This is a genomic window from Nonomuraea sp. NPDC003727 (genome assembly GCF_053586935.1).
The window spans coordinates 202,453-227,661 of sequence record NZ_JBSFNE010000008.1 but is presented as its reverse complement, the minus strand read 5'-3'; the positions used below and the strand labels follow the sequence as shown (position 1 = coordinate 227,661).

The 25,209-nt window shown below is 72.2% G+C and carries 30 protein-coding genes and 2 tRNA genes; 8 read left to right on the top strand and 24 right to left on the bottom strand.

From position 1 onward, the window contains the following. Positions 1-3 precede the first annotated feature (3 nt). From ACWDLG_RS21925 to ACWDLG_RS21835, 19 genes are all read right to left on the bottom strand, one after another. Positions 4-399, bottom strand: coding sequence for a hypothetical protein (locus ACWDLG_RS21925; protein WP_449922513.1), 396 nt, complete (start codon positions 397-399; stop codon positions 4-6). Positions 400-423: 24 nt separating this feature from the next. Continuing rightward, positions 424-1,683: a hydrogenase expression/formation protein HypE gene (gene hypE, locus ACWDLG_RS21920; protein ID WP_449922511.1), complete on the bottom strand. Its 1,260-nt coding sequence runs from the start codon at positions 1,681-1,683 to the stop codon at positions 424-426. Further along, entirely contained in the window at positions 1,680-2,804 is a 1,125-nt protein-coding gene (gene hypD, locus ACWDLG_RS21915) for a hydrogenase formation protein HypD (protein ID WP_449922509.1), read from the bottom strand. Before hypD ends, hypE begins: the two co-directional genes overlap by 4 nt. Positions 2,805-2,810: 6 nt before the next feature. Continuing rightward, the gene (locus ACWDLG_RS21910; protein ID WP_449922507.1) at positions 2,811-3,089 is read right to left on the bottom strand and encodes a HypC/HybG/HupF family hydrogenase formation chaperone; all 279 of its coding nucleotides are present in this window, start codon (positions 3,087-3,089) and stop codon (positions 2,811-2,813) included. Then, a complete protein-coding gene (locus ACWDLG_RS21905; protein ID WP_449922505.1) occupies positions 3,067-3,429 on the bottom strand; it encodes a hydrogenase maturation nickel metallochaperone HypA/HybF in 363 nt (120 codons plus the stop codon). Before ACWDLG_RS21905 ends, ACWDLG_RS21910 begins: the two co-directional genes overlap by 23 nt. Then, positions 3,422-4,039 (bottom strand): hydrogenase maturation protease, encoded by a 618-nt coding sequence (locus ACWDLG_RS21900; protein WP_449922503.1) that lies wholly within the window; start codon positions 4,037-4,039, stop codon positions 3,422-3,424. The genes ACWDLG_RS21905 and ACWDLG_RS21900 overlap by 8 nt, the downstream gene beginning before the upstream one ends. Next, on the bottom strand, positions 4,036-5,397 hold the full coding sequence (locus ACWDLG_RS21895; protein WP_449922823.1) for a hypothetical protein: 1,362 nt from the start codon (positions 5,395-5,397) through the stop codon (positions 4,036-4,038). The genes ACWDLG_RS21900 and ACWDLG_RS21895 overlap by 4 nt, the downstream gene beginning before the upstream one ends. 2 nt (positions 5,398-5,399) lie before the next feature. Next, the gene (locus tag ACWDLG_RS21890; protein ID WP_449922501.1) at positions 5,400-6,041 is read right to left on the bottom strand and encodes a DUF6084 family protein; all 642 of its coding nucleotides are present in this window, start codon (positions 6,039-6,041) and stop codon (positions 5,400-5,402) included. Beyond that, the gene (locus ACWDLG_RS21885) at positions 6,034-6,663 is read right to left on the bottom strand and encodes a DUF5947 family protein (RefSeq protein ID WP_449922499.1); all 630 of its coding nucleotides are present in this window, start codon (positions 6,661-6,663) and stop codon (positions 6,034-6,036) included. Before ACWDLG_RS21885 ends, ACWDLG_RS21890 begins: the two co-directional genes overlap by 8 nt. Then, entirely contained in the window at positions 6,660-7,226 is a 567-nt protein-coding gene (locus ACWDLG_RS21880) for a NifU family protein (protein WP_449922498.1), read from the bottom strand. The genes ACWDLG_RS21885 and ACWDLG_RS21880 overlap by 4 nt, the downstream gene beginning before the upstream one ends. A gap of 12 nt (positions 7,227-7,238) precedes the next feature. After that, a complete protein-coding gene (locus tag ACWDLG_RS21875) occupies positions 7,239-9,026 on the bottom strand; it encodes a nickel-dependent hydrogenase large subunit (RefSeq protein WP_449922497.1) in 1,788 nt (595 codons plus the stop codon). A gap of 16 nt (positions 9,027-9,042) precedes the next feature. Next, positions 9,043-10,116 carry an NADH-quinone oxidoreductase subunit B family protein gene (locus tag ACWDLG_RS21870; protein ID WP_449922495.1) on the bottom strand — a complete coding sequence of 358 codons (1,074 nt, stop codon included), beginning with the start codon at positions 10,114-10,116 and terminating at the stop codon, positions 9,043-9,045. A 28-nt stretch (positions 10,117-10,144) separates the two neighbouring features. Then, positions 10,145-10,837, bottom strand: coding sequence for a D-sedoheptulose-7-phosphate isomerase (locus ACWDLG_RS21865; protein WP_449922493.1), 693 nt, complete (start codon positions 10,835-10,837; stop codon positions 10,145-10,147). Further along, a complete protein-coding gene (locus ACWDLG_RS21860) occupies positions 10,834-11,061 on the bottom strand; it encodes a HypC/HybG/HupF family hydrogenase formation chaperone (RefSeq protein ID WP_449922491.1) in 228 nt (75 codons plus the stop codon). The genes ACWDLG_RS21865 and ACWDLG_RS21860 overlap by 4 nt, the downstream gene beginning before the upstream one ends. After that, positions 11,058-11,672: a D-sedoheptulose-7-phosphate isomerase gene (locus ACWDLG_RS21855; RefSeq protein WP_449922489.1), complete on the bottom strand. Its 615-nt coding sequence runs from the start codon at positions 11,670-11,672 to the stop codon at positions 11,058-11,060. Before ACWDLG_RS21855 ends, ACWDLG_RS21860 begins: the two co-directional genes overlap by 4 nt. Positions 11,673-12,058: 386 nt before the next feature. Next, a complete protein-coding gene (locus ACWDLG_RS21850; protein WP_449922487.1) occupies positions 12,059-12,907 on the bottom strand; it encodes a universal stress protein in 849 nt (282 codons plus the stop codon). Positions 12,908-13,026: 119 nt separating this feature from the next. Then, a complete protein-coding gene (locus tag ACWDLG_RS21845) occupies positions 13,027-14,685 on the bottom strand; it encodes a DUF3152 domain-containing protein (RefSeq protein WP_449922485.1) in 1,659 nt (552 codons plus the stop codon). A 34-nt stretch (positions 14,686-14,719) separates the two neighbouring features. Then, positions 14,720-15,028 carry an NAD(P)/FAD-dependent oxidoreductase gene (locus ACWDLG_RS21840; RefSeq protein ID WP_449922483.1) on the bottom strand — a complete coding sequence of 103 codons (309 nt, stop codon included), beginning with the start codon at positions 15,026-15,028 and terminating at the stop codon, positions 14,720-14,722. After that, positions 15,028-15,543, bottom strand: coding sequence for an NAD(P)/FAD-dependent oxidoreductase (locus ACWDLG_RS21835; protein WP_449922482.1), 516 nt, complete (start codon positions 15,541-15,543; stop codon positions 15,028-15,030). Before ACWDLG_RS21835 ends, ACWDLG_RS21840 begins: the two co-directional genes overlap by 1 nt. Positions 15,544-15,606: 63 nt before the next feature. Between ACWDLG_RS21835 and ACWDLG_RS21830 the strand changes: the two genes are divergently transcribed. From ACWDLG_RS21830 to ACWDLG_RS21820, 3 genes are read left to right on the top strand one after another with little or no spacing between them, the layout of a single operon-like run. Continuing rightward, entirely contained in the window at positions 15,607-16,947 is a 1,341-nt protein-coding gene (locus tag ACWDLG_RS21830) for a Tm-1-like ATP-binding domain-containing protein (protein WP_449922480.1), read from the top strand. Beyond that, positions 16,944-17,765, top strand: a complete 822-nt coding sequence (locus ACWDLG_RS21825; protein ID WP_354922272.1) for a phosphoenolpyruvate hydrolase family protein — start codon at positions 16,944-16,946, stop codon at positions 17,763-17,765. The genes ACWDLG_RS21830 and ACWDLG_RS21825 overlap by 4 nt, the downstream gene beginning before the upstream one ends. Then, complete coding sequence (locus tag ACWDLG_RS21820; protein WP_449922477.1) at positions 17,766-18,173, top strand: cupin domain-containing protein; 408 nt, start codon at positions 17,766-17,768, stop codon at positions 18,171-18,173. 28 nt (positions 18,174-18,201) lie between these two features. Here the strand turns inward: ACWDLG_RS21820 and ACWDLG_RS21815 are convergent, their stop codons facing one another. Further along, entirely contained in the window at positions 18,202-18,633 is a 432-nt protein-coding gene (locus ACWDLG_RS21815; protein ID WP_449922476.1) for a type II toxin-antitoxin system PemK/MazF family toxin, read from the bottom strand. A 40-nt stretch (positions 18,634-18,673) separates the two neighbouring features. Continuing rightward, positions 18,674-18,928 carry a hypothetical protein gene (locus tag ACWDLG_RS21810; protein ID WP_449922475.1) on the bottom strand — a complete coding sequence of 85 codons (255 nt, stop codon included), beginning with the start codon at positions 18,926-18,928 and terminating at the stop codon, positions 18,674-18,676. Positions 18,929-19,350: 422 nt separating this feature from the next. Here ACWDLG_RS21810 and ACWDLG_RS21805 point away from each other — a divergent pair, with 422 nt between their 5' ends. Further along, positions 19,351-19,884, top strand: a complete 534-nt coding sequence (locus ACWDLG_RS21805) for a hypothetical protein (RefSeq protein WP_449922473.1) — start codon at positions 19,351-19,353, stop codon at positions 19,882-19,884. Positions 19,885-20,032: 148 nt separating this feature from the next. On the opposite strand, the gene ACWDLG_RS21800 is transcribed toward ACWDLG_RS21805, so the two are convergent. Beyond that, positions 20,033-20,737: a TetR/AcrR family transcriptional regulator gene (locus ACWDLG_RS21800; protein ID WP_449922471.1), complete on the bottom strand. Its 705-nt coding sequence runs from the start codon at positions 20,735-20,737 to the stop codon at positions 20,033-20,035. Positions 20,738-20,895: 158 nt separating this feature from the next. Next, positions 20,896-21,624 carry a dienelactone hydrolase family protein gene (locus tag ACWDLG_RS21795; protein WP_449922469.1) on the bottom strand — a complete coding sequence of 243 codons (729 nt, stop codon included), beginning with the start codon at positions 21,622-21,624 and terminating at the stop codon, positions 20,896-20,898. Between the two features lie 270 nt (positions 21,625-21,894). On the opposite strand from ACWDLG_RS21795, the gene ACWDLG_RS21790 reads away from it, so the two are divergent. The 4 genes from ACWDLG_RS21790 (at position 21,895) to ACWDLG_RS21775 (ending at position 24,400) form a co-directional block, all read left to right on the top strand. Then, a tRNA-Gly gene (locus ACWDLG_RS21790) sits at positions 21,895-21,967 on the top strand. Between the two features lie 11 nt (positions 21,968-21,978). Further along, positions 21,979-22,053, top strand: a tRNA-Ala gene (locus ACWDLG_RS21785). Between the two features lie 17 nt (positions 22,054-22,070). After that, a complete protein-coding gene (locus ACWDLG_RS21780) occupies positions 22,071-23,321 on the top strand; it encodes an SDR family NAD(P)-dependent oxidoreductase (RefSeq protein ID WP_449922467.1) in 1,251 nt (416 codons plus the stop codon). Next, the gene (locus tag ACWDLG_RS21775) at positions 23,315-24,400 is read left to right on the top strand and encodes a ribonuclease inhibitor (protein WP_449922465.1); all 1,086 of its coding nucleotides are present in this window, start codon (positions 23,315-23,317) and stop codon (positions 24,398-24,400) included. Before ACWDLG_RS21780 ends, ACWDLG_RS21775 begins: the two co-directional genes overlap by 7 nt. 21 nt (positions 24,401-24,421) lie before the next feature. Here the strand turns inward: ACWDLG_RS21775 and ACWDLG_RS21770 are convergent, their stop codons facing one another. Beyond that, positions 24,422-25,198, bottom strand: coding sequence for a WXG100 family type VII secretion target (locus ACWDLG_RS21770; protein WP_449922463.1), 777 nt, complete (start codon positions 25,196-25,198; stop codon positions 24,422-24,424). Positions 25,199-25,209: the final 11 nt, after the last annotated feature.

The following is a 25,209-nucleotide window of genomic DNA, read 5'->3' as shown; positions in this document are numbered from 1 at the left end:
GGGTCAGCCGCCCTGGTCGCCCGAGGGCAGGGTCGGGCTCTCCCCGTCCTGCGGCTCCTGCGGCCCCACCCCCGTGGAGTCCTCGGCGCTCGAGCCGCCGTACGGCCGGCCCGACTCGCCCTTCACCCCGATCGTCTCCCTTCCGGCCTCCTCTTCCTCCTCGGCGATCTCCTCCGCCCGCCTGGAGGTGCTCTCGCCCACGCCGTGCGGTGTGCCCGGCTCGGTGTCGGTGGCGGAGACACCGGCGCGTTCCTCCTCGGACGGCGCCCGCCCTTCGCCGGGCGGAGCGGCCTGCTCGGGCGTGAAGGCACGGTCACCGGCCTGGCGGGCCTCCTCGCTCCCGCGTCCGACGTCGGGAGAGAACCCGTGCTGGTCCTCGGGCTCGCGGGGCTCTGACATGTTCAGCACCTCCGTCAGAAGTCATCAGCAGATGCGGGGGAGCGGGTCGCCGACCAGCAGGTCGACGATGCGGGTGCCGCCGAAGGCGGTCTTCAGCAGCACCAGACCCGCGGGATCGTCCTTGACGTGGCCGACCAGCGCGGCACCCTCGCCCAGCGGGTGCCCTCGCAGGGCCGCAAGGGCGGTGTCGGCCGCCGCACCGTCGACGACCACGACCATGCGGCCTTCGCAGGCGACGTAGAGCGGGTCGATGCCGAGCAACTCGCACGCGCCGCGCACGCCCGGCCGTACCGGGACGGCCTCCTCGTCGACGACCACGGCCACGCCCGAGGCGCGCGCGATCTCGTTGAGTATCGTCGCGACCCCGCCGCGGGTGGCGTCGCGCAGACAGCGCACCGCGCCCCCGCCGCCGGCCCCGCCACCGTCCTCACCGGCGCCCGCGCCGTCATCCTCGCCGGCGCACGCGTCGAGCAGCGCCGCGGTCAGGCCGTTCAGCGGCGCGGTGTCCGACGTCAGGTCGGCCTCGATGTCCAGCTCACCCCTGGCGAGCATGATGGTGACGCCGTGCTCGCCGATCGGTCCCGACACCAGGATCGCGTCGCCGGGACGCGCGCGGGAGACCCCCAGGTCGAAGCGCCGGTCCATCAGCCCGACACCGGCGGTGTTGACGTAGCAGCCGTCGGCCTTGCCCCTCTGCACGACCTTGGTGTCCCCGGTCACGATGAGCACGCCCGCGGCGGCGGCCGCCGCCGCCATCGAGGCGGTGATGCGCCGCAGGTCCTCGACGGGGAAGCCCTCCTCGAGCACGAATCCGGCCGACAGGTACAGCGGGCGGGCGCCGCACACCGACAGGTCGTTGACGGTGCCGTTGACGGCCAGGTCGCCGATGTCCCCTCCGGGGAAGAACAGCGGCGACACCACGTAGGAGTCGGTGGTGAAGGCGAGCCTGGCCGTACCGACGTCCAGCACGGCGCCGTCCTCGAGCGGCTCGAGCAGCGGGTTGCGGAACGACTCCAGGAAGACCGCCTCCACCAGCGTCTGCGTCGCCTTGCCGCCCGAGCCGTGGGCCATGGTGATGTGCTCCTCCTTCACCCTGGCCTTGCGGCGGCGCGCCCGGTCGATCCGTTCGAGCACCTGCTCCTCGCGGCTGGGTCCCTCGGCTTCGGCCGCGTGCTCGCGCACGGCCGCCTCCGCCCAGTCGGCGGTGCCGCCGATGCCCGTCCCGCCGAGGTCCGTCCCGCCGAGGCGGGCCCGGTCGGTGCCCGTCCTCTCCACGCCGGTCACCGCGTCGCCTCCCTCACCCGCTCGCGCGAGAAGCGGCCGAAGTTGTAGTACGCGGCGCAGGCGCCCTCGGAGGAGACCATGCAGGTGCCGATCGGCGTCTCCGGCGTGCAGGCGGTGCCGAACACCTTGCACTCCCACGGCTTGAGCACGCCCTTCAGCACCTCGCCGCACTGGCAGGCCTTCGGATCGGCCACCCTGCCGCCGGGGATCTCGAAGATCTGCTCGGCGTCGAAGGCGGCGTACTTCTCCCGCATCCTCAGCGCGGAGTGGGAGATGAAGCCGAGACCCCGCCACTCGAAGTACGGACGCAGCTCCATCACCTCGTTGATGACCTTGAGCGCTGTGAGGTTGCCCGCCCAGGGCACCACGCGCGCGTACTGGTTCTCGACCTCGGAGCGGCCCTCGGCCAGCTGCACGAGCAGCATGTAGATCGACTGCAGGATGTCCAGCGGTTCGAAGCCCGCCACGACCAGCGGTTTGCCGTAGTCGCGGGCGATGAACTCGTACGGCCGGCAGCCGATGACGGTCGAGACGTGACCGGGGCCGATGAAGCCGTCCAGCCGCAGGTCGGGCGAGTCCAGGATGGCCTTGATCGCGGGGATGATCGTCACGTGGTTGCAGAAGACCGAGAAGTTGCCGAGACCCTCTGCCGCCGCCCGCAGCACCGTCATGGCGGTGGACGGCGCCGTGGTCTCGAAGCCGATGGCCATGAAGACCACGCGCTTGTCCGGGTTCTGCCTGGCCACCTTGAGCGCGTCCAGCGGCGAGTAGACCATGCGGATCGCGGCACCCTGGGCCATGGAGTCGAAGAACGAGCCGCGCCCGCCAGGGACCCGCATCATGTCCCCGAAGGAGGTCATGACGACGTCGGGCTGCTCGGCGATGTGGATGGCGTCGTCCACCCGCCCCATCGGGATCACGCACACCGGGCAGCCGGGCCCGTGCACCAGCGTGATGGTCTCGGGCAGGTAGTCCTCCAGGCCGTGCTTGTAGATGGTGTGGGTGTGGCCGCCGCACACCTCCATGAACTTGTAGGCCCGGCCCGGCTCGCACAGGCTCGCGATCCTGGCGGAGAGGGCGCGTGCCTTCTCGGCGTCGCGGTACTCGTCGACGAAGCGCATCGCGCCTCACCCCCGGTCGATCGATGACGTTCGAAGCGCCGCCAGCTCGTCGTCGTAGGCCTGGCCGATGCCCTCCAGGAAGTCCAGCGCGGCCCTGGCCTCCTCTTCGTCGATCTTCGACAGCGCGAAGCCGACATGGATGAGGATCCAGTCGCCGGGCTGGAGCCGCTCGTTCTCCAGCAGGCCGATGTTGACGGCCCGCCGTACCCCGCTCACGTCGACCTTGGCCAGGTCGGCGTGGTCCGGCAGGATCTCCACGATCTCACCGGGGATTCCCAGGCACATGGTGTCCCTCCGCCATCTGGATCGATTCGAGGACCAGGGCGTCGCCGCCGCGCAGGTCGACGTCGTCGCCGCCGCAGCCGCCGCACACGGCCAGCGCGTCGGCCGTCTCCTCCTGGCGCCCGCAGGTCCTGCAGGTGAGCTGGACGGGCACCACGATCAGGTCGATCGTGGCGCCGTCGGCGACCGTCCCCTGGGCGACGAGGGAGAAGGCCTGGTCGAGCGCCGGCCCGGTGATGCGCAGCAGCGCGCCGGCGCGGACCTTGACGTGTGCCACCCGTCGCCCGACGGCCCGGCGTTCCACGGCGTCGAGCACCGAGGCGGCGATCCCGAACTCATGCACGGCTCACATCCCCCTGATGTGGAGGTAGCGCTTGATGTCGGGTATCGACTGCCACACCAGCACGGCCAGCACGGCCACGCACAGCACGATCAGCAGACGCTTCAGCATCGTCGGGCCTTCCTTCCTGTCGCGGTCCGAAAAGTTCGCGCACCAGCCCGGCGGCGCGCGGCACCGCTCGCGCGACCGCCTCGCTCAGCTCCATGCCAGGTGAGACGTCGGCGGGCTGGCAGCCGACGATGACCACGCGGCCGATCGTGACCCCGTAGGCCCGCATCAGGCCGAAGATCGCCTCGGGGGTCATGCCGTGGGCGTCGGCGAGAGCCGCCCGGGCGAGCACGTCGTCGGCGGGCCCGTGCTCGTCGAGCGCTGGCTCCAGGACCGCCAGCGTTCCCGGCGGCTCGTCCATCGGCAGCGCGTCGATCATGATCATCTCGTCGTAGCCGGAGAGCAGCTCGTAGGCCAGGTGCACGCCGCGGATCCCGAAGTCGGCCACGACCGCCTCGGCCGGCAGACCGCCCTCCGACAGCAGCCGCCTGGCGACCTCGACGCCGAAGCCGTCGTCACCGAGGAAGACGTTGCCGACCCCCGCGACCAGGACCTTCCGGCTCATCCGCCCTCCTGCCCGCCCGTCAGGGGCTCCACCTCGTCGGGCGCGAAGTAGAGGAACCGGCCCTGCTCGCGCAGCAGGTCGGCGCCCGGATCGTCGTCCAGCGTCACCGCCAGGTGGCGCTCGCCGTCCACGTCGAGGAACACCGCCTCGACCGTCGCCCGCCGCCCGGCCAGGAACATGTCGTGGGCGTCGGCCCGGCGGGCGCGCGAGCCGCCGCGCGCCGGCAGCAGGCGCACGGCGCTGCCCCTGGCGAGGGTCACCCCGTCGACCACGACGCTGTCGCTCTCGGGCGAGACCGACCGGTCGGAGCCCGGATCCCACCACGGCGGAGCGGCCTGCGCGGCCGGATGCAGCCGGTGGACGGCGCCGTGGAGCCGTTCGAGCACCTCCGCCGGGAGGTCGCCCACCCGGTCGATGATCTCGGCGGCCCTCGGGTCGGTGGCCCTGGCCTCGCGCTTCTCCGCATCGGTGAGGGCGAGCGTGCGCAGGCTGAGCAACTCGTCGATCTCGGTCGCGTCGAACAGGTCGCCCGGGCTCTCCCGCGCGATGGACGGGTGGTCGTACAGGATGATCGGCGCGGACAGCATCACGTCACGCCGTCCGGGCTCGCCGGCCAGCACCGGCCAGGTGCGCAGGTTCTCGCACGCCGCCGCCGCGGCCGCCGCCCAGGCGGGCGGGTCGAGCAGGGACACGAACGCCGCCGACCCGGCCTCGAGCAGCGTGTGCGCGGCGATCAGCGAGCAGTGCAGCGCGTCGTCCCTGGAGGCGTCGGGATCGTCCCACTCCGTGGTGTTCTCGACCCGCACGCGCAGCCTCACCAGCCCATACGGCCCGTCCACCCGCTCGGCCCGCACCCGCAGCACGGCGTCGAGACGCCGGTCCTCACGCACGATCCGGCCGAGCGGCTCGCCGCCGGGGCCAGTCAGCGGCTCCACCGCACGCGCCCCCGGGTGGCCCACGTCGTAGGTCCTCTCGGCGGCCAGCACCTCCTCCAGCGCCACCACCGTGTCGCGCTCCCGCTCCACGGCCTCGTCGAAGGTGAGGTAGGTCTGCCCGGCGATCTCGAGCGCGGGGACGGGGCGGTGCCCGCCGGCCTCGGCGCGCTCGACGGTCCTGGAGCGGACCTGCAGGAAGCGCAGGTCGATCCGCACCACGGCGTCCTCGGCGCCGGGGGCCACCTCGAGCAGGCACTCGGTCTGGCAGACGGGGTGCTCGGCCGTCGCGGTGTAGGCCGGCGGCACCAGCACCCCGAACTGCCAGCGCGCCTGGTTCTTGGTGGCCGAGGCCCGGTAGGGGTAGAGCAGGTACCCCTCGTAGAGCACCGCGTCGGCGACCTCACGGGCGATCCGCATCGACATGGTCACGACGTCGCCTCCTTCGCCCGCGCCAGCAGCGCCTCCACGGTGTCGTCCCACGTCGCCAGCGCGTGGGCGGACTTGAACAGGTGCAGGGCGCGCAGCGTGTCCGTGCGCAGCCGCAGCCATCCCTCCCCGGGGAAGTAGCGGTCCATCAGCTCCCGCCAGACCGCGACGGGCAGCCGGTGGCGGGTCTCGCGGTCCCACGGCACCTGCTCCACCGCGAAGCCGGTAGGTGTCCTGGCGAAGACGGTGCCGCTGAAGAGCAGCAGGAGCGGGATCTCGCCGTCGTCGAGCGCGGCGAAGTACTTGCCCGCCGCCACCTCCAGGTCGTAGGAGACCGGCACCGGCAGATCGACCTCCGTCGACCCGGTGAACCCCGGCACCATGAGCGAGACGGTGGCGAACTGCAGCGGCCGAAGCGTCTCTCCCCAGCGCGACGGCGCGCCGAACAGATCGGTGAGCAGTTCGGCCTCGGCGGCGGAGTAGCGGCGCCGCTGGGGCTCGATGCGGATCTGGCAGCGCAGCGCGACGGCGTGCACCGCGCCGCCGCCCGCCTCGCTGACGCGCAGCGGGAAACGCAGCGTCGGCGCCGCCGCGAACCGGTCGGCACGGGCGTCGAGGCAGGTGAAACCCAGGTCAGCCATGCTCGGTCCCCACCTCGCGGCTGCGCGCCCGCAGCTCGCCGAAGAAGGCGTCGATGGCCTGCCAGGCCTCCTGACCGCCGTCGAAGCCCTTCCACGTGGTCCTGACCAGGCCGACCAGCTCGTAGCAGGCGTCGATGGGTACCAGGTGGCACACGAAGCCGCCGGGCCGCCGGTCCACGAGCAGCGCCTCGACATCGGGGGCGGCGTCGGCCAGCGCGGGGTTGGCCGCCATGATCCTCTCCCACGTCGGCAGGGAGAGCTGCGACTCGGTCGCCCCGCCGGGGCTCGGATAGAAGGCGACCGTACGGCCCAGCGCCGAGTTGTGGAAGAAGAACGCCATGCGCACCGGGATCTGCAGCTCGTCCCAGTCGGCGACGGACATGGTGAAGCGCGGCGCGTACAGGTAACGGTCCGGCACCGCCAGATACCGGCCCATGGCCGCGCCCGGCACTGTGAACAGCAGGTAGCAGCCGCGGCACGCGCACATCAGGGCCCGGCTCTCCACGTTGACCACATGGCGGTGCCCGGCGTCGATCGGTTCGGCGCACAGCTCGCAGCGCTCGCCCGCGACCGGAACCCCGGCGGGGCGCGGCTCGCGGAAGCGCCGCAGCCCGGTACTCATGGCAGCGCCCCCTCCGGCACCGGGCAGGGTCCGGGCGGCGGGTGCGTCTGGATCTGGTACAGCTGCTCGCCCGGCTCGACCACGCCGTCCACCTCGACGCGGGCCACCTCCGGCGCCGCCCTGGCGATCGCCTGCTCGATCGCCGACGTCACCGTGACCCGCGAGGAGGGACAGCCGTGGCAGGTGCCCGCCAGGCGCAGCCGTACGACGCCCGGCTCCTCGATGCCGATCAGTTCCACGTCGCCCGCGTGGCTGCCGAGGTAGGGCCGGACCCCCTCGAGAGCCGCCCGCACCCGCTCCTCGGTGCTCAGCGGGTGGAGGTCGTGCACCACGAGCAGGCCGGAGACGAGGTCGTCGGCGACGAGCCGGCGAAGCGTCTCGGCCTCCCCGGACTCGGCGACGACCTCCATGATGCGCTCCAGCGCCGCGCCGTACAGCTCGACCAGCACCCGCACCAGCTCCTCGGCCTTGTCGCGGGTGGCCTCGTCGCTGAGCGCGCCCAGCTCGGCGAGCAGCACCTCCACCCGCTCGCCTGCCGTGACGGCCTCGATCCTCCCAGGCATCGCACCACCCCGTCAGGACCCGCCGAAGGCGTGCGGGCTGTGCAGCTTGCGCAACTGCCTGCCGCCGCCCAGGTACATGTGGACCCCGCACGGCAGGCACGGGTCGAAGCTGCGGACCGTCCGCATGATGTCGATGCCCTTGAAGTTCTCCGGCGCGTTCTCCTCGAAGATCGGCGTGTTCTGCACGGCGTCCTCGTACGGCCCCGGCGTGCCGTAGGAGTCGCGGACGCTGGCGTTCCACGGCGTCGGAGGATAGGGGTGGTAGTTGGCGATCTTGCCGTTCCTGATCACCATGTGGTGGGACAGGACGCCCCGCACCGCCTCGGTGAAGCCGCAGCTGATCGCCTCCTCGGGCACCGTGAACGGCGCCCAGGTCTTGGTGTGTCCGGCGCGCACCTCGGCCAGCGCCTGCTCGACGAAGTACAGCGCGCACGCCGCGGCGTAGGCCTGGAAGTACGTCCTGGCCCGGTTGCGTTCGATGGTGTTGGAGTACAGCTCCCCGCCGCGCTCGGGGATCTTCCACTCGAAGGTCGTCTCGGGCCTGGTGGCGGAACGCGGCAGGTTGATGAGCACGCTGTGGCCCGTGGCCTTGACGTAGCCGATGTCGACCAGTCCGGACAGCGCCGTGGACCACAGCCTCGCGAGCGGGCCGCCCCCCGTGTCCAGTGCGAGCATCTCCTTGCCGTCGAACCAGCGGGGCGACATGACCCAGCTGTACTTGTCGGTGAAGTCGCGCTTGCGCGGATGCGGGATGGTGTGCTGGTTCCACGGATGCCGCATGTCGACCGGGTTGCCCAGCGGGTCCTGGGTGACGAACGGCTCCTGGTCCTCCCAGTCGTCGTAGTACGAGCTGCCCAGCAGGATCCTGATCCCGAGGTTGATGTCGACGAGGTCGTTGGTGACGACCCTGCCGTCCATGACGACGCCCGGGGTCACGAACATGCGCCGGCCCCAGTCGCTCATGTTCTCGTAGGTGAAGTCGCAGTACTCCGGGTCGTTGAGGCTGCCCCAGCAGCCCAGCAGCACCCGCCGCCTGCCGACCTGCTCGTAGCCGGGGATGGCCTCGTAGAAGAAGTCGAACAGGTCGTCGTGCATGGGCACCACGCGCTTGAGGAACTCCACGTAGCGCATGAGCCTGGTCAGGTAGTCGGTGAACAGCTGCACGGTGGCCACCGTGCCGACGCCGCCGGGGTAGAGCGTGGAGGGGTGCACGTGCCTGCCCTCCATGAGGCAGAACATCTCCCTCGTGGTACGGCTGACCTGCAGCGCCTCGCGGTAGAACTCGCCCTCGAGCGGGTTCAGCGAGCGCATGATGTCGGCGATGGTCCGGTAGCCGTGCTCGCCCGCGTGCGGCGCCTCGGTGCGTTCGGCCTGCTCCAGCACGCCGGGATTGGTCTCGCGGACCATCTTCTCGCAGTAGTCGACCCCGACCAGGTTCTCCTGGAAGATGTTGTGGTCGAACATGTACTCGGCCGACTCGCCCAGATTGATGATCCACTCGCCGAGGTGCGGCGGCCGCACCCCGTAGGCCATGTTCTGGTTGTAGACCGAGCAGGTCGCGTGGTTGTCGCCGCAGATCCCGCAGATCCTGCTGGTGATGAAGTGCGCGTCCCTGGGGTCCTTGCCCTTCATGAAGATGCTGTAGCCGCGGAAGACCGACGAGGTGCTGTAACACTCGGCGACCCGCTGGTTCCTGAAGTCCACCTTGGCGTAGATGCCCAGGCTTCCGACGATCCGGGTGATCGGATCCCATGCCATCTCGACGAGTTCCTCGCCGGCCTGCTGTGGTGTGGTCGTCATGTCAGCCTCGCTGGGGTTACCAAGGGGCCTTGTAGCCCGTGAGCAGCTCGCGGCCCTTCCGGCGCCACCTGGGTTCCTTGTCGACGGTGCGCTGGGTGACGTGGCGCAGGGTGCGGATCATCGCACCGTAGGCTTCGCTGGCCGTCGAGGAGATCTTGGCTCCGGGCGGCTCGTCCATGAACGGCATGAACTTGTCGGGGAAGCCGGGCATCGTGCAGGCGATGCAGATGCCGCCGACGTTGGGGCAGCCGCCGATGCCGTTGATCCAGCCCCGCTTGGGGACGTTGCACTTCACCACCGGACCCCAGCAGCCGATCTTGACCAGGCACTTCGGCGAGCCGTACTCGGTGGCGAACTGTCCCTGCTCGAAGTAGCCGGCCCGGTCGCAGCCCTCGTGCACCGTCTGCTGGAACAGCCACGTGGGGCGCAGCGCCTCGTCCAGCGGGATCATCGGGGCCTGCCCGGCGACCTGGTAGAGCAGGTAGAGGATGGTCTCCGACAGGTTGTCGGGGTGGACCGGGCAGCCGGGCACGTTGACGATCGGCAGACCGGCCTTCGAGCGCCAGTCCCAGCCGAGGTAGTCGGCCACGCCCATGGCGCCGGTCGGGTTGCCGGCCATCGCGTGGATGCCGCCGTAGGTCGCGCACGTCCCCGCGGCCAGGATGGCCGTCGCCTTGGGCGCGAGCCGGTCCAGCCACTCGCTGGTGGTCATCGGCTGACCGGTCTCAGGGTTGTTGCCGAACCCGCACCAGTAACCCTCGCTCTTGATCGACTCGTTGGGGATCGAGCCCTCCACCACCAGCACGAACGGGTCCAGCTCGCCGCGGTCGGCCTTGTAGAACCATTCGATGAAGACGTCGGCGCCCTGCATGGGGCCGCACTCGAAGTCGATCAGCGGCCAGTGCACGGCGATCCGCGGCAGTCCTGGCAGGGCCCCGAGCGCGATCTCCTCGATGCTCGGCTGGGTGGCAGCGGTGAGCGCGACGGAGTCGCCGTCGCAGCTCAACCCCGCGTTGATCCACAGAATATGGAGGAGAGGCTCCTCCTGTGCCTGTGATGTGGTCTCTTGCGACTCGGTCGGCGCGCTCATGCGCCTCACCACCTCGCGGGTCTGGTGTTCAGCTGGAACGCGGCGGCGGCACCGCGCCCCGCCGCCCGAGCGCGTCCTGGGTGAGCTCCCAGAGCGCATGGTAGATCGTGGTCTGGGCCTCCTGGATGCGGTGCACCGAGGACGACGGGACCACGAACAGGTGGTCGATCGTGCCCAGCTCGGCCATCTGGCCGCCGTCGTAGCCGGCCAGCCCAACGGTGATCATGCCGCGTCTGTCCGCCTCCTGGAATCCGGCGATGAGGTTGCGGGAGTTGCCGCTCGTCGACAGCCCGAACGCGATGTCCCCCGCGCGGCCCGAGGCGGCCAGCTGCCGGGAGAAGACCACCTCGAACCCGATGTCGTTCGACAGCGCCGTGACCACCGCCACGTCCGCGGTCAGCGCGAACGCGGGCAGCGGCCGGGCGGCCTGCCCCGTGCCGAGCGAGCCCGGGTTGAGGAACAGGGCGGCCACGTCCTGGGCGTCGGTGGAGCTGCCCCCGTTGCCGAAGGCGAACAGCCGCGCCCCCGCCTCGAAGGCGGCGGCCATGACCTGCGCGCAGGCGGCCATCCGGGCGCCGTCGCGCTCGAGGACGCTCTGGCGCAGGGCGACGATCTCGCCTGCCTTGTCGACCGTGGACTGGCGCACCGCGGTCAGCACGGCGTCCAGATCGCTCCCGCCCGAGTAGAGGAACGGGTACAGCGACTCCATCGGCTCACTCACGTCGGGCCCTCCTCGATGACCACCGCGATGGCCTCCTTGGCGTGCACCAGGACCGTGTCACCGACCCGGGCCGTCACCAGGGCCACGCTCACCTCCTCGGTGCCCTGCCCGGTGTCCACCACGGCCAGGCCGTCCTCCAGCAGCCTGACCACCGTCACCGGCACCGCCTCGTCGGAGCAGGTGACGCACACCTCCTCGTGGCAGGCCCTCCCGTCGGCGCTCATGCGACCACCTGAGGGTCGAGCACGCCAGGCTGTTCGAAGAACACGTGAACCAGCTCCCACAGGATGTGGTACGTGGTGACGTGCACCTCCTTGATGATCCGCGGATCGGTGGAGCGGGCGATCAGGAGGTGGTCGACCGAGGGGCTGCGGGCGATCTGCCCGCCGTCGCCGCCCACCAGGGCCAGGGTCAGCATGCCGAGCTCCCTGGCGGTCTCCAGCGCCTTCAGCACGTTCACGCAGTGCCCGAACGGCGAGACGCCCAGCGCCATGTCCTGGCCCGCCGCCAGGTGCCTGAGCTGGTGGGCGAAGACCTCGTCGAACCCGGCCTCGGCGGCGATCCCCGTGATCGCGGCCACGTCGCCGGTCAGCGAGAACGACGGCAGCGCGCGCTTGCCGACGATCACCGGATGCACGAACTCGACCGCGATGTGCTGGGCGTCGGTGGCGGACTCCCCGTTGCCGAAGACGATGAGCCTGCCACCGCCGTGGAATCGCGTCGCCATGGCGTGACAGGCACGTGCCACCTTCTCGGCCTCGTCGGCGAGGCCGCAAGCGGGTTCTACGCGGCGTGCGAAGACCTCCGAGACGGAGGCCAGGACCGTCTGGTCCATAGCGGACCACTTCCCCCACGTTGCGCGCTTCTTGATTCTCGTGCTGGAACGTCCCCCGTTTACCGACCGTACGCCAGGGCGAGACGGCCGAAAGAAAACAGATGTCGGAAATTTCGCAAAGTTGGGATCCATCCGCGAAACCTCTGGCGAGCTGCGCGAACGCCCGCCACTGTCGATCCGGAGGCGGTCGCCGCTGTCCCTCTGGCGACGGTCATCGCGGTCGGTTCGGAGGCGGTCGCGGCTGTCCCTCTGGCGAGGGTCATCGCGGTTGATCCGGGGGCGGTCGCGGCTGTCATCTGGGGAGGGTCAGGGTGGCCCGGCCATCGGGGCGCGCCGGTGGTGCGGGCGGGTGGACGCGCCCGCGGCGGGGCCGTTCGCCGCCCGGGTCAGGCCGGGGTGCGGACGACCGCCACCGGGCCCGGCGCGCGGTGGAGCAGGGCGTGGGAGACCGAGCCGAGCACCATCCCCGCCAGCCCGCCGCGCCCCCGCGAGCCGATCACCAGCAGGTCGGCGCCGCGCGCCGCCTCCGTCAGCGCGTCGACTGGATGGCCCTTGACGACCTCGGGAATGACGGTGACGTCCGGATAGCGTTCGCGCTGGCCGGCCAGCGTCTCCTCCAGCTGCCTGAGCTGGCTCTCCTCGACCGAGCCGCCCCCGCGCGACGGCGGGATCCGGCCGCCGGCCTCGTGCCTGCTCCACACGTGCAGGACGCGCAGCTCCGCCCCGCGCAGCGCCGCCTCCCCGAACGCGAACTCCAGCACCGGCCCGCCGCGCGGGGAGCTGTCGAGGCCGGCCAGGATCTCCCCGCTCGAGGCGGCCGGGTTCTCCCGCACGACCACGACATGGCAGGCGGCGTGCCCGGCCACGCCGTAGGCGACGGAGCCCACCAGCAGCCCGCGCACGGCACTCAGCCCGTGGTTGCCGACCACCAGCAGATCGGCCCGCTCGCTCTCGCGGATCAGCGCCTCGCGGGGATCACCGGGCAGGATCTTCGCCTCCGCCTTCAGCTGCGGCTGCAGGCGGCGGGCCGTCTCGACACCGGCGGCCAGCACCGTCTCGGCGCCCTGCCGCATCCACTGCGCGACCTCCGCGTAACGGCCGGGCCCCGCCTCGGCCGCCCAGCGGTGGATGGCGTGCACCACCCGCAGCGGCACGTCCCGCAGCGCGGCCTCGTTCGCCGCCCAGGCGACGGCCTCCAGACCGGCGCGCGAACCGTCGACACCAACGACGATCATGAAAGTCTCCCTTCGACCGCGCTCCCACGGGACGGCCAGGAGCGCTCCCACGGGACGGCCGGGAGGAGGACACGCACGTCCCAAGGTCGGAGAACCTCGGGCCCGAGGACCCCGTCAGGTCAACCATTCCCCGCCGGCGGGCGCGGCCACGGGTTCGGCAGGCAGCGTTCGAGTGACTTCGACTGCTGCACCATGACCGGCGCGGGCAACCCCCTGCCGGGACAGTGCGCGTGGGAATGGCCGAGCCCGTGCCCGACCTCGTGGTTGATCACGTACTGCCGGTAGGCGGTCAGATCGCCGCGATAGGACGGGACGCCGACCGCCCAGCGCAACGCGTTGATGACCGACCTGCGGCCGTTCCAGCACGACAGCTCGCCGCCGGTACGCAGCGGCAGGCACTGCGCGTCGGTGGTCAGCGGGCTGGTCAGCGCGACGCTCAGCCGTACCGGCGGGTGGTCGACCCGGCGGAACCTGCCCCAGCTGCGCGGGTCGTTCAGCGTGGCGTGCACGGTTGCGGCGAACGCGGCGGGAGCGAAAGGGAGGCCGCCCTCCACCTCCACGAGGTAGCGGACCACCGGTCCGCGCCCCTTCCTCGGCGCGGCGCCGCCCGCGACCACCCGGTAGGCGCCACTGCCCCTCCTGGGCACCCTGACGTACGGCGTGGCCTCCTCGCGAGCGGCCCCGGCGCGCCCCACGTCCGCACCGGCCATGCCATGGGGGACGACCCCGCGCCCGACCTGGCCGAACGGCACCAACCAGTGTCCGGTGGGGTCGGACGGCACGGCCTCACGACGGATCGGGTCGTACGGTGCGATCCCGTGACCGGTCGGCCCGAACGGCGAGGCTTCACGATGGTTCGGGCCGTAGGGTGCGATCCCGTGACCGGTCGGCCCGAACGGCCCGACCTTGCGCCCGACCTGGCCGAACGGTTGGGCCTCGGGAGCGGTCCGGCCGTACGGGACGGCTTCGCGGCCACTCCCGCCAGGCGGCAGGGACCGGCGGCCACCCCGGCCGTACGGCTCCACATCGCTGCTGGGCAGGCCGTTCGCTTCGGCTCCGAAGCCCGACAGACCGAACAGACCGGAGAGACGGGACAGGCCATGCAGGGAGAGAGGCCGGCCGGGCATGCGGGGTAGGGCGAGAGGCCGGCCGGGTATGCGGCTCAATCCGGGCGGGGCGGGAGGCCGATCGGGCATGCGGGGTAGAGCGGGAAGCGGGCCCGGCATGTGGGCCAGTCCGGGTAGGGCGGGAGGCTGGCCCGGCATGTGGGTCAGTTCGGGCGGGACGGGAGGCTGATCGGGTATGCGGGTCAGGCCAGGCAGGCCGTACCGGCCGGGCAGACGGGGCCAGCCGCGCAGGCCGTGCCGGCCGGACTGGCGGGAGGGGCCGGGCCAGGTGGGCCGGTCAGGGCGCAGGCCCGGCGGTAGGGACAGGCCGAGCAGACCGGCGGGGCTGGTCAGGCCGGTCGGGCTGATCGGGCCGGTCGGGCTGGCGGGGCTGGTCGGGCCGGTTGGGCCGGGCAGACCTGGCAGGAGGGGCAGGGCGGGCAGGACGCCGGGACTGGCCTGATCGAGGCGGGGCTGGTCGAGCCGGGCGCGATCGGGACGGGCGTGGTCGGGGCGGCGGCGCGGGGCGGACTGGGCGCGAGGGGTCTCCGGGCGGACGCCGGGCTTGGCGGGCTCGATCACCGGCGGTGACGTTCCGGCCGTCGGCACCAGGGCGGGCGCCCCGCACCCGGCCGGCAGGAAGGCCACGGCAGCGAGCGCCAGAGCGCGCACGTCATCCCCCTCGGATCGCTGGGGGAGTCACCGATCATAGACCGTAGGGCGCCAGGTCGAGCGGAGGCTTCTCGCCCATGGCGAGCGTGGCGGCCAGCAGGCCCGCGTAGGGGCCCGCGGTCAGCCCGTAGGCGCTCATGCCGGTCGCGACCACCACTCCGTTGGCGACCCTGGCGATCAGCGGCCGGCCCGCGGCCATGACGGGACGCAGCCCGACCCGCGCCTCCACCGGAGTAGCGGCGCCCAGCCCGGGGGCCACGGCCATCGCGCCGGACAGCACCTCGGTCACGCCCGCGACCGTGGTCCGCGGATCGAAGCCGGCCTCCTCCACCGTCGCGCCCATCACCACCCGCCCTCCGGGGAAACCCAGGAGGTAGGGGCCGCGCCCCGCCGTACCGCGGCCGTCAGCAGGCCGTCGCGCACCGCGCGCCCGTCGACGCGCGCCGCCCCCGGCACCAGCAGCGCCTTCAGCCGGGGATCGAGCGGCGGGAACAGTTCGGCGGGCCGGTCGACCGCGGTGACCTCGCCCATCTCCGGCGCGCCGGCACGCCTGGCGGCCAGCAGCGCGCGCACCGGCTCGAGCTCCGCCCGGTCCCGCGCCACCAGCAGCGCGCCCACCCGGGCGTGGCCGCCCGCCGCCGGCGGCAGGTCCGTGTAGTGGCGCGCGCCCTCGCGGGCCAGCAGGTACCAGGCCTCGTCGTCCTCGTGGTCCATCCACGGGCACACGATGCCCGCGCCCGCCGGTGTCGCGGCGCCGGGGCGGCCCGCGTCGACCACGGTCACGGCCACACCGCGGTGGGCCAGGTGGTAGGCGGCGGCCGCGCCGACGATTCCGCTCCCGATCACGGTGATCCTCATACCTCGATGATCTCAAAAGGGTTAGGTTGGCCGAGGGGGCGGCGCGGAGCGGAGGTGCGCGGAATGGCAGTGGTACTCATCGGCACACTCGACACCAAGGGCATCGAGTACGGCTGGCTGCGGGAGCGGCTGGCCGACCTCGGCGCCGAGGCGATCGTCGTCGACGTGGGCCTCGGCCCGGAGAGCACGGGCCCCGGCAGCGCCTTCGGCGCGCCCGCCTCCGCTTCGGCCGAGGACATCTCCAACGAGCGTGTCGCCGCCGCGGCGGGCGCCGACGTGGCCGCCCTGCGCGCGGCGGGCGACCGGGGCGCGGCGGTCACCGCCATGGGTGAGGGCGCCGCCCGGGTGCTGGCCGAGCTGCATGAGGAGGGCCGCGTCGACGGCGTGCTCGCCGTGGGTGGCAGCGGAGGGTCGGCCATCGCCGCGCGGGCCGTCAGGGACCTGCCGATCGGGCTGCCGAAGCTGATCGTGTCCACCATGGCCGCTGGGGACGTCTCGCCGTATGTCGGGGCGAAGGACGTCACGATCATGTACAGCGTGGTCGACATCGCGGGCATCAACCGGGTCTCACGCCTGGTCCTGGGCAACGCGGCGGCGGGGATCGCGGGCATGGCGGCGGCCTACGCCGCCCGCACCGCGGCCGAGGCCGCGGCGGCGGTGCGCGGCCCACGCATGGGCACAGGCATGGGAACGGGCACGGGGGCGGGCACGGGCACGAAGGCGGCGATCGGGACGGCGCGGGCTGACGACAGGCCGCTGGTTGCCGCGTCGATGTTCGGCGTGACCACGCCCGCCGTCGACGCCGCCCGCGAACGCCTCACCGAGCTCGGCTACGAGGTGCTCGTCTTCCACGCCACCGGCGCCGGCGGCAGGGCCCTGGAGGGCCTGGCCGACAGCGGCCTGCTCGCCGGCGTCCTCGACCTCACCACCACCGAACTGGCCGACGACCTCGTCGGCGGCGTCCTGTCGGCGGGGCCCGACCGGCTGACCGCGGCCGGACGCCGCGCGATCCCGCAGGTGGTCGCCCCCGGCGCGCTCGACATGGTCAACTTCGGGCCGGCCGACACGGTGCCCCCGCGATTCGAGGGGCGCGACTTCCACGTGCACAACCCGACCGTCACACTCATGCGCACCACTCCCGAGGAGATGGCCGAGCTGGGCCGCCGCGTCGCCGCCAAGCTCGCCGCCGCGACCGGTCCGGCCGCGCTGTTCGTGCCGCTGCGCGGCGTCTCCGCGCTCGACGCGCCCGGCATGCCGTTCCACGACCAGAAGGCCGACGACGCCTGCTTCGCCGCGCTGGCCGCCTACCCGGACACGACCCGGCTCGACCTGCACATCAACGACCCGGCCTTCGGCCGCGCGATGGCCGACCGGCTGCACGACCTGATCAGGGGTGAGGGATGAACCGCCAGACCGTACTCGAACGGCTCCGCCGTACCGTCTCCGAAGGCCGGCCGGTGATCGGCGCCGGCGCGGGCACGGGCCTGTCGGCCAAGTGCGCCGAGGCCGGCGGCGTCGACCTGATCATCATCTACAACTCGGGGCGCTACCGGATGGCGGGGCGCGGCTCCCTGGCGGGGCTGCTGCCGTACGGCGACGCCAACCAGATCGTCGTCGACATGGCGGGCGAGGTGCTGCCCGTGGTCAAGGACACGCCCGTGCTGGCGGGCGTCTGCGGCACCGACCCGTTCAGGGTGATGCCGCGCTTCCTCGACTCGCTCAAGGCGATGGGCTTCGCGGGCGTGCAGAACTTCCCCACCGTCGGCCTGTACGACGGGGTGTTCCGGCAGAACCTCGAGGAGACCGGCATGGGCTTCGACCTCGAGATCGAGATGGTACGGCTGGCGCACGAACGCGACCTCGTCACCGCCCCCTACGTCTTCGACGCCGCGCAGGCCCGCGCCATGGCCGAGGCGGGGGCCGACGTTCTGGTGCCGCACGTCGGCCTCACCACGAAGGGCTCGATCGGCGCGGGCACGGCCCTGTCGCTCGACGAGGCCGTGGCCGCCGTGCAGGAGATGCGCGACGCCGCGGCGGCGGTCAGGCCGGACATCCTGGTGCTGTGCCACGGCGGGCCGATCGCCGAGCCGGCCGACGCCGCGTACGTGCTGTCGCGCACCAAGGGGGTCGTCGGCTTCTTCGGCGCCTCGTCCGTCGAGCGGCTGCCCACCGAGATCGCCATCACGCGGCAGGTGGCCGCCTTCAAGAATCTGGAGATCTAGATGCTCGTGAGCCCGTCCCACGTCCCGACGATGACCTTCGACTGGGGGTCCATCAAGTGGTTCGTCACGCCGTCCGCGATCCCGGGGGCGGCCAGCACGCTCGGTGAGGTCATCGTCAACCCGGGCCGGGGGCACGCCCGGCACAACCACCCCAACGCCGAGGAGATCATCTATGTCATCTCCGGCGAGGCGATGCAGATGGTCGACGACGGGGAGCCATTCCCGATCAGGGAGGGCGACACCGTGCACATCCCGGCGGGAGCGTTCCACTCGACGTTCAACACGACGTGGCGGCCGTTGCGGCTGATCGTCACCTACACGCCCGGCGGGGAGGAGAAGGCGCTGGAGGGCGCCCCCGACTACTGCCTGCACGATCCCGGCGACATCGCCGAATGGCGCCAGGTCTGACCGGCCCGCCGTCCCGCCCCGGCTGGGGTCAGCCGTCGGCCGCCCAGCCGTGGGTCCGCATGAGCACCTTGGCGACCACGGCGAACCTGTCAGGGTGCAGGACCGCCCCCTCCCGCCTGATGTCGTCCTCGTCCAGCGCGAACACCCGGTCGAGACGCAGGTAGGACACCCGGCCGTCGGAGCCCCACGAGCCGATCTCCAGCCACTCCGGGCCGTCGTCGCCGCGGCTGGACAGCATCATGCCGAGCAGCCTGCGACCATGGCGGCCGACGATCAGCAGCGGCCTGTCCTTGCCCCGCGCGGCGTCCTCCTCGTACGGCACCCACGCCCACACGATCTCGCCGGGGTCGGCCATGCCGTCCAGGTCGGGGGAGTAGGCCAGGCTCGCCGCCCGGTCCACCGAATAGATCTCCCTCACCGCGCCGCGGGCGGGACGCGGGTCATCCTCGTGATCTCGCACAGCCGGAGCCTAGACCACCGCACGGGGGTGGGAGGACTCGTCAGTGCTTCGAGTTCTTGTCGCACGACTGCAGGAGCCACGTCCCGTCGTCACTGACGCAGTACAGGCACCCGCCTTTCCATGCCCACCGCTCGTGCGAGCCGCACGGTCGGCCGGCTACGCACGTCCTGCCCACGGCCTGCTGGTCGGAGATCGCGGGGGCGGTGACATCAGCGGCGGCGAGCGGACCGGCCGCCGTCCCGACGGCGAGTACCGGCGCCGCCAGCGCGGTGATCAGGAGCAGGCGCTTGAGCATCAACAGATCACTTCCCGGGGATCGGGCGGGCCGGTGTCGTGGCCGGATCGCCGGATCGAGTGTCCCTATGACCGCGCCGAAAGGCGCTCTGTCTTTCACAGGGTAGGCATGGGCCGACGGCTCGGCGCGGCCTGCGACGCAAAGCTTCCTTGGGTCTTTCCCCACCGAAACCCGCAGGTGGCGGCCGGTTGGTCGATGACCGCAGACCGGGGCGGGACCGCACGCATGCACGTCGGTCCCGCCGGATCACCACCCCGGCCGCCCGCGGGACGGCAGACCGGGCGCGCCGGCCATGATCCCTTGACCCCGATTTTCACCACGGCGGCGATTGCGGCGCGGTGATCGGGCGGTAGAACCCCCGCAGGCGGCCGCGGTGCCGCCCTCCCCTCGATCCGCCCGACCGTCATCGAGGGAGAACATCCATGCGTCGCACGCCCGCCCTCCGGCGCGCCGTCGTCACCGTGGCCGCCGCCACGCTGCTCGGCCTGGCCGCCGCGCCGCTCGTCACCGGCGCCCACGCCGTGCCGTTCATGACCGGCGCCGCGCCCGCGCCGAGCGCCACCGCCGCCACGCCAGGGGCACGCACCACCCCCGCCGCCGCCACCCCGGCATCGAGCGGCACCGCCGCGCCGGCGAGCGGCACCGGTGCGGCGCCCTCGTCGAACGTCACCGGCGCCGTGCCCTCGTCGAGCATCAGCGGTGCCGCGCCCGGGTCGAGCCCCACGGGAGCCGCTCCCGCTCCCGCCTCCGCCGCTCCCGCCTCGGCTTTCCCCGCCTCCGCTGCTCCTGCCTCGGCTTCTCCCGCCTCGGCTTCTCCCGCCTCGGGGGCTGACGTGACCGCGCCGCCCTGCCCGCCGTCCGGCTGCGAGCAGACGAGAGTGGAGCAGTTCAAGCAACTGTTCAAGCAACTGGTGCGCTTCGCCGTCCTGCGGACGGTGCGCGGCATGTTCCGCTAGCCGTTCCGCACGGTGGTAGCCATCTAGCGGAGCCCCCGTCGCGGTTGGCGATGGGCCTCGCCGCGGCGACCGCAGCGATGATGATGCACACGAACGGAAACGACGACCCGGCGACGGCCGGCTCCGTACGGATCCTCGGTCGCGCCGGTCAGTCGGCTGGGGGCGGGGGCGGGGGCGGGACGGCGGGCAGCGTGGTGAGCAGGCCGGTGAGGGCGGTGACGGCCCATTCCTGCCACCGCGCGTGCTCCCAGCCGCGCTCGCGCACCAGCAGGTTGTAGGTCTCCGGCGACAGCAGCGCCATCGCCACGTCGGCGGCCTCGTCCGCTGTGAGGCCCTGGGGGAGCGGCGTCTTGCGGGCCAGCGCCTCGACGAAGACCCGTTGGACGGCCAGCCGCTGCTGGATGTTGGCCGACCACACCTCGGCCAGATCGGGATCGGTGGTCGCGGCGCTGCGCACGACGTCCAGCAGAGCAGCGGCCCGCAGGTAGATGTCTCCCGCGCCGGCGACCTGCCCCCGGAGCTGGCCGTACGGGTCGGGGTCGGCCAGGGCGTCGAGCGCCCATGGTCGCTCGAGCGTGGGCCTGGGTTCGTCGTCGCCGGCCACGGCCCGGTCGAGTGCCGCGGCGAGGACGGCCCTCTTGGTGCCGAAGGCGTAGTAGACGGTCTGCTCGCCCACCCCGGCCGCGGCGGCGATGGCGCCGATGCTCGTGACCGTGTAGCCGGTCGAGGTGAACAACCCGGTGGCCGCGGCCACGATCCGGGCCCTGGTGCCGCGCGCCCGCGCGGCACGCCCGTCCTCACGCTCCGGAGCCCCGGCCACCCCCCGGCCGCCCCGCGGCGATCGTCCACTCACGAGCGCTGACCATGGCACCACTACGGAAACCTTCTTGTAGCGTGCCTTCAAAAAGACCCTTCTGCGCGGTGTCCACGCTCGGCATGCCGAACAGGCTGGACCGAGCGCGCCGGCCGGGAACGACTTCCGGCCGGCGCGCCGGGCACCGCGATCTCGTGTCAGCTCAGCTGCCGGACGAAGAACCCCAGCGAGTTTTCCACTTCGAACGACGGCACGTCCCCGTGCTTGCCAGGGTTGGCATGCAGCGTCTTCTCAGCCGAGGCCAGGGCGTCGAACAAGGCCAGACTCTGGTCCCGCGGCACCATCTGGTCGTCCCACTGGACCAGGAACTGCACCGGTACGGTGATCCGCACGGCGTCTTCGGCCAGCCCGTGCACGCCGAGCAGGCCCAGCACCGCGGCGCGGATCCGGGGCTCCGCGGCGATGAGCGGGATGCCGAGCCCGCAGCCCATCGACATGCCGCAGTAGCCCACCGGGCCGACACCGACGTGGTCGAGGCGCTGGACCGCGGTCAGGACCGCCTGCCAGTCCGCGACGGCTTGGCCGGCCAGATGGTTGTGCATGCCGGCGACCAGCGCGCCTGGATTCTCACCGGCGGCCATGCCGGCCCGCATGTCGGCCGCGATCCGGTTGAACTCCTCGTCCCTGGGCCGGTCGCCGTGGTTGGGCGCGTCGATCGCGACGACCGCGAAACCCTCGGCGGCGTAGCGGCGCGCGCGGGACACGATGCCGGGGGCCGTCTTGTGCTGCCCGCCGCCGTGACCCAGCAGAATCAGGGGGCGAGTACTGCAGGCGTCTTCCGGTGTCCACAGCACGCCGGGGATCTCGTCGAGGGTGAAGAACTGCTCGGTGACACCGTCTGACGATGTCTGGGAGGTGAAGCGCATCAGCGTTTCAAGCCTTTCGGGATGCCTTGCGCGGGCGCTCCCTAGGCCATGCAAGGGAGGGAGCCCCGACCTGTCGCAGTGTTGATCGGTCTCACCTCCTTGAATTCGCAGTGGTGCACGGCGACGCCGAAGGTATCACAATGATCGGCATTCGCACCTCGTCGGGGCGAATGCGGCACTCAGCGGGCGGGCTGGACATCCCATGCACCCTCACATGCGTGCCGTCACCGTACCGGCGGACTGATCGTCAACCGGTAGGTTGCACCGGTGGGATCCATAGCGCAGTGGCCGTCGCGCCGCCTGGCCAGGGCGGAGGACGCCGGTTCGAATCCGGCTGGATCCCACGCCTGGCAAGGGGCCCGTAGCGCAGTCGGCCGTCGCGCCTCCATCGCATGGAGGAGGACGCTGGTTCGAATCCAGCCGGCCCCACTCGCGGGAGGAGAGTAGTGGACGTCTCAGCCGTGTTGCGGCAGCTCGGACAGGCGCGTGAGCTTCCGCTCGACGATCCCGACCGCCTCCTTCTGGAACACGCGGCCCTGGCACTGGTGCGTGACGGTCAGCGGCGCCGCCGCAGGAGACGCGAACGGGCCACGGCACAGGCTGACGCTGAGGTCCTGGCGACGACCGCCATGGGATCACGCGGCCGAGTCGTCGACGCGCCCGTCGAGGCGACGACGTCCACGGGTCACCTGAGAAGAACGCGCACCTGCTACATCTGCAAGACGGGGTACACCCGGCTGGACGGCCTCTACCATCTGCTGTGCCCGGCGTGCGCGTCGTCCAACGCCGCCCGGCGTACGGCTCGCACTGACCTGACCGGCCGGCGCGCGCTCATCACGGGTGGACGTGTGAAGATCGGCCACCACCTCGCGCTCAAGATGCTCCACGATGGCGCCCACGTCACCATCACCACCCGCTTCCCCAACGACGCCGCCCGTCGTTTCGCCGCGGCCGGTGACTGGACCGGGCGCCTGCAGATCATCGGCGTCGACCTGCGCGACCCTCGACAGGTCATCGCGCTGACCGACCGGCTGCGGGAATCCGGTGACCCGCTGGACATCCTGGTCAACAACGCCGCCCAGACCATCCGCCGCCCCGCTTCGTCCTACAGCGCGCTGGTCGAAGGGGAGCTGCACGAGGCGCTGCCCGGTGTCGCCGTGCTCCCTGCCGCCGAAGGGGACGCGGGCCTGCCGGACGTGTCCGGGCTGCTCCCCGACCTGTCCCCCGCCAACTCCTGGTCGGCCAGGATCGGTGCCGTCGACCCTGCGGAACTGCTGGAGGTGCAGCTCGTCAACGCGGTCGCGCCGTTCCTGCTGATCGACCGGCTGCTTCCGCTCCTGATGGCCTCGCCCGCCGAGCGACGCTACATCGTGAACGTCTCGGCGGTGGAGGGTCAGTTCGCGGTCGCCAACAAGACGGGCCGCCACCCCCACACCAACATGGCCAAGGCCGCCCTGAACATGGTGACCCGCACCAGCGCCGCGGACCTGGCCCGCCACGGTGTCCACCTCTGCAGCGTGGACACCGGCTGGATCACCGACGAGCAGCCCGTGCCTGTGAGGGACCGGCTGGACCGCCGTACCCCCCTGGACGTCATCGACGGCGCGTCCCGCGTTTACGACCCGATCGTGAGCGGCGAGGCGGGTCACCCTGTCCACGGGGTCTTCCTCAAGGACTACCAGGTGGCGCCATGGTGAACGACCTGCTCGCGTGGCTGCGCAGTGGCGAGCCGGTGACGCGCCGTACCGACTTCTCCGTCGGTACGGCGATGCCCGACGGGCGGCTGGACCTGTGCAAGCAGGCGCTCGGACCGCACGGCGTGCGACTTGTCACTGACGCCATGCCGGTCGGCGGCCCCACCAGACACCTCCTGATGGGCACCGACGAACTCGGCGACGAAGGAGCCGACACCGCGGCGGCCGGAGCCGTCGGCTCGGCCGTATCGACCCTGTACCTGGGCTGCAACGCCATCACCGCCGCAGGGGCCTGCCGCATCGCCGACCGTTTGATCGCCTCGCCCGGGATCGTGCGCGGGCTCTGGCTCAAGCGCAACTCCTTGGGCTCTGACGGCGGGCGGATCGTCGGCGACGCCGTAGGGACGGGGCTGAGCACGATCGACCTGGTCCAGACAGGCCTGGACGCGGCCGGACTCGCCGTTCTGGTGGACCGTCTGCTTGCCACAGGGCACGCAGGGCGGTTGTTCGTCAGCGGCAACCGGCTCGGCCCTGAGGGCGCGTCAGAACTGGCCAGGCTGATCGCCTGCGACGGCGTCGAGGAGCTCCATGTCTCCGCGGCCGGCCTGGGCGACTCAGGAGCCGGCATCCTGGTTCGCGCGCTGCGGCCGGGACGGTTGCGTCGCCTGTCGGCGGCCAGCAACGGTATCGGCCCGGCCGCGCTGGCCGAGCTCGTCGCGGCTGCCGCCAAGGCCGGGATCGAGGCGCTCGATCTGGGCCGTGTCCCCGCGGCCCGGCACCTGGGAGCCGCCGACAACCGCCTGGATGACGCGGCCGCCGACCTGATCGCGCAGGCGCTGTCCGGCGCTCCGCACCGGCTGGCCCTGCTCAACCTGCGCCACACCGGGATCACCAGCCGAGGCGCGCTCCGCCTTCTCGCCGGCGCCCATGAGGCGGTTTCCCCGACGAGGTACGTGCTCGGAGGAGGGTTCGCCTCGCGGGTGAAGCGCGACCTCAACGCCCTGGCGGCGGACGCGCCCGAGCTCCACCCCCATCCGGATGTCGCCGCGGTTCGCAGCGTTCACCGGACCAGCCGCTCTTGACGGACACCGGCGCCGAAGCGGTCAGCGGTCGTCCGGGAGGTTCCAGTCGAAGTCCTCGCTTCCCGGAGGGAGTCGCTGGGGCATGCCCGGCCGGCGCTCCGGCGGGCGCTGGAAGGGAGGCAGCCCCTCGGTCCTGATCCTGGCCGAGTCGAAGGAGATGGCCCCGCTCCCGCTGGGCAGGACCGTCTTGATGTTCAACAGCTCGCTGCGGAGCTGGGCCAGGTTCGTCGCGGTGTAGGAGACGAAGGCGCCCAGCTGGCCGAGGAGCGCGATGACCGTGATGTTCGCCGTCCTGACGGCCACCGCCTCGCCGAAGGCCGCCGTCGCGGCGGTGGCGGGGAACAGCCGGGCGATCATCAGCCCGGCGAGCGCGGTGATGAGCGAGGCACCCGTCAGCCGCAGGGCCATGTCGAAGTCCGCGTAGGCGCCGGCGAGGTGGCCGAGCCCTTCGCCCAGATACTCCAGCGCTGTCTTCAACGCGCCGACCTGGCTGTTGAAGGCGTTGAGCGCGGCCTCGAAGGCGTCCTGGTCGGCGGCGTCCCATCCGTCCGTCGCCCGGCGGACGGTCTCGATGCCCGGCATGATCTGCCCCTCGACGCCGAGCGTGCCGCCGAGGGCGTTGATCCAGCTCGTCTTGGCCTGCCTGATCGCCTCCTCGTTGCCTTGCGCACCTTCCACGAGCAGGTAGGTCGCCACCGCCATGACGCTCATGCCCGAGGCGATCCGCCAGGTCCGCACGGCGGCCGACGGCGTCTTGGGGACGGACGACGGGGGCGGCGGGCCGTACTGGCCCGGCACGGGGCGGGGCC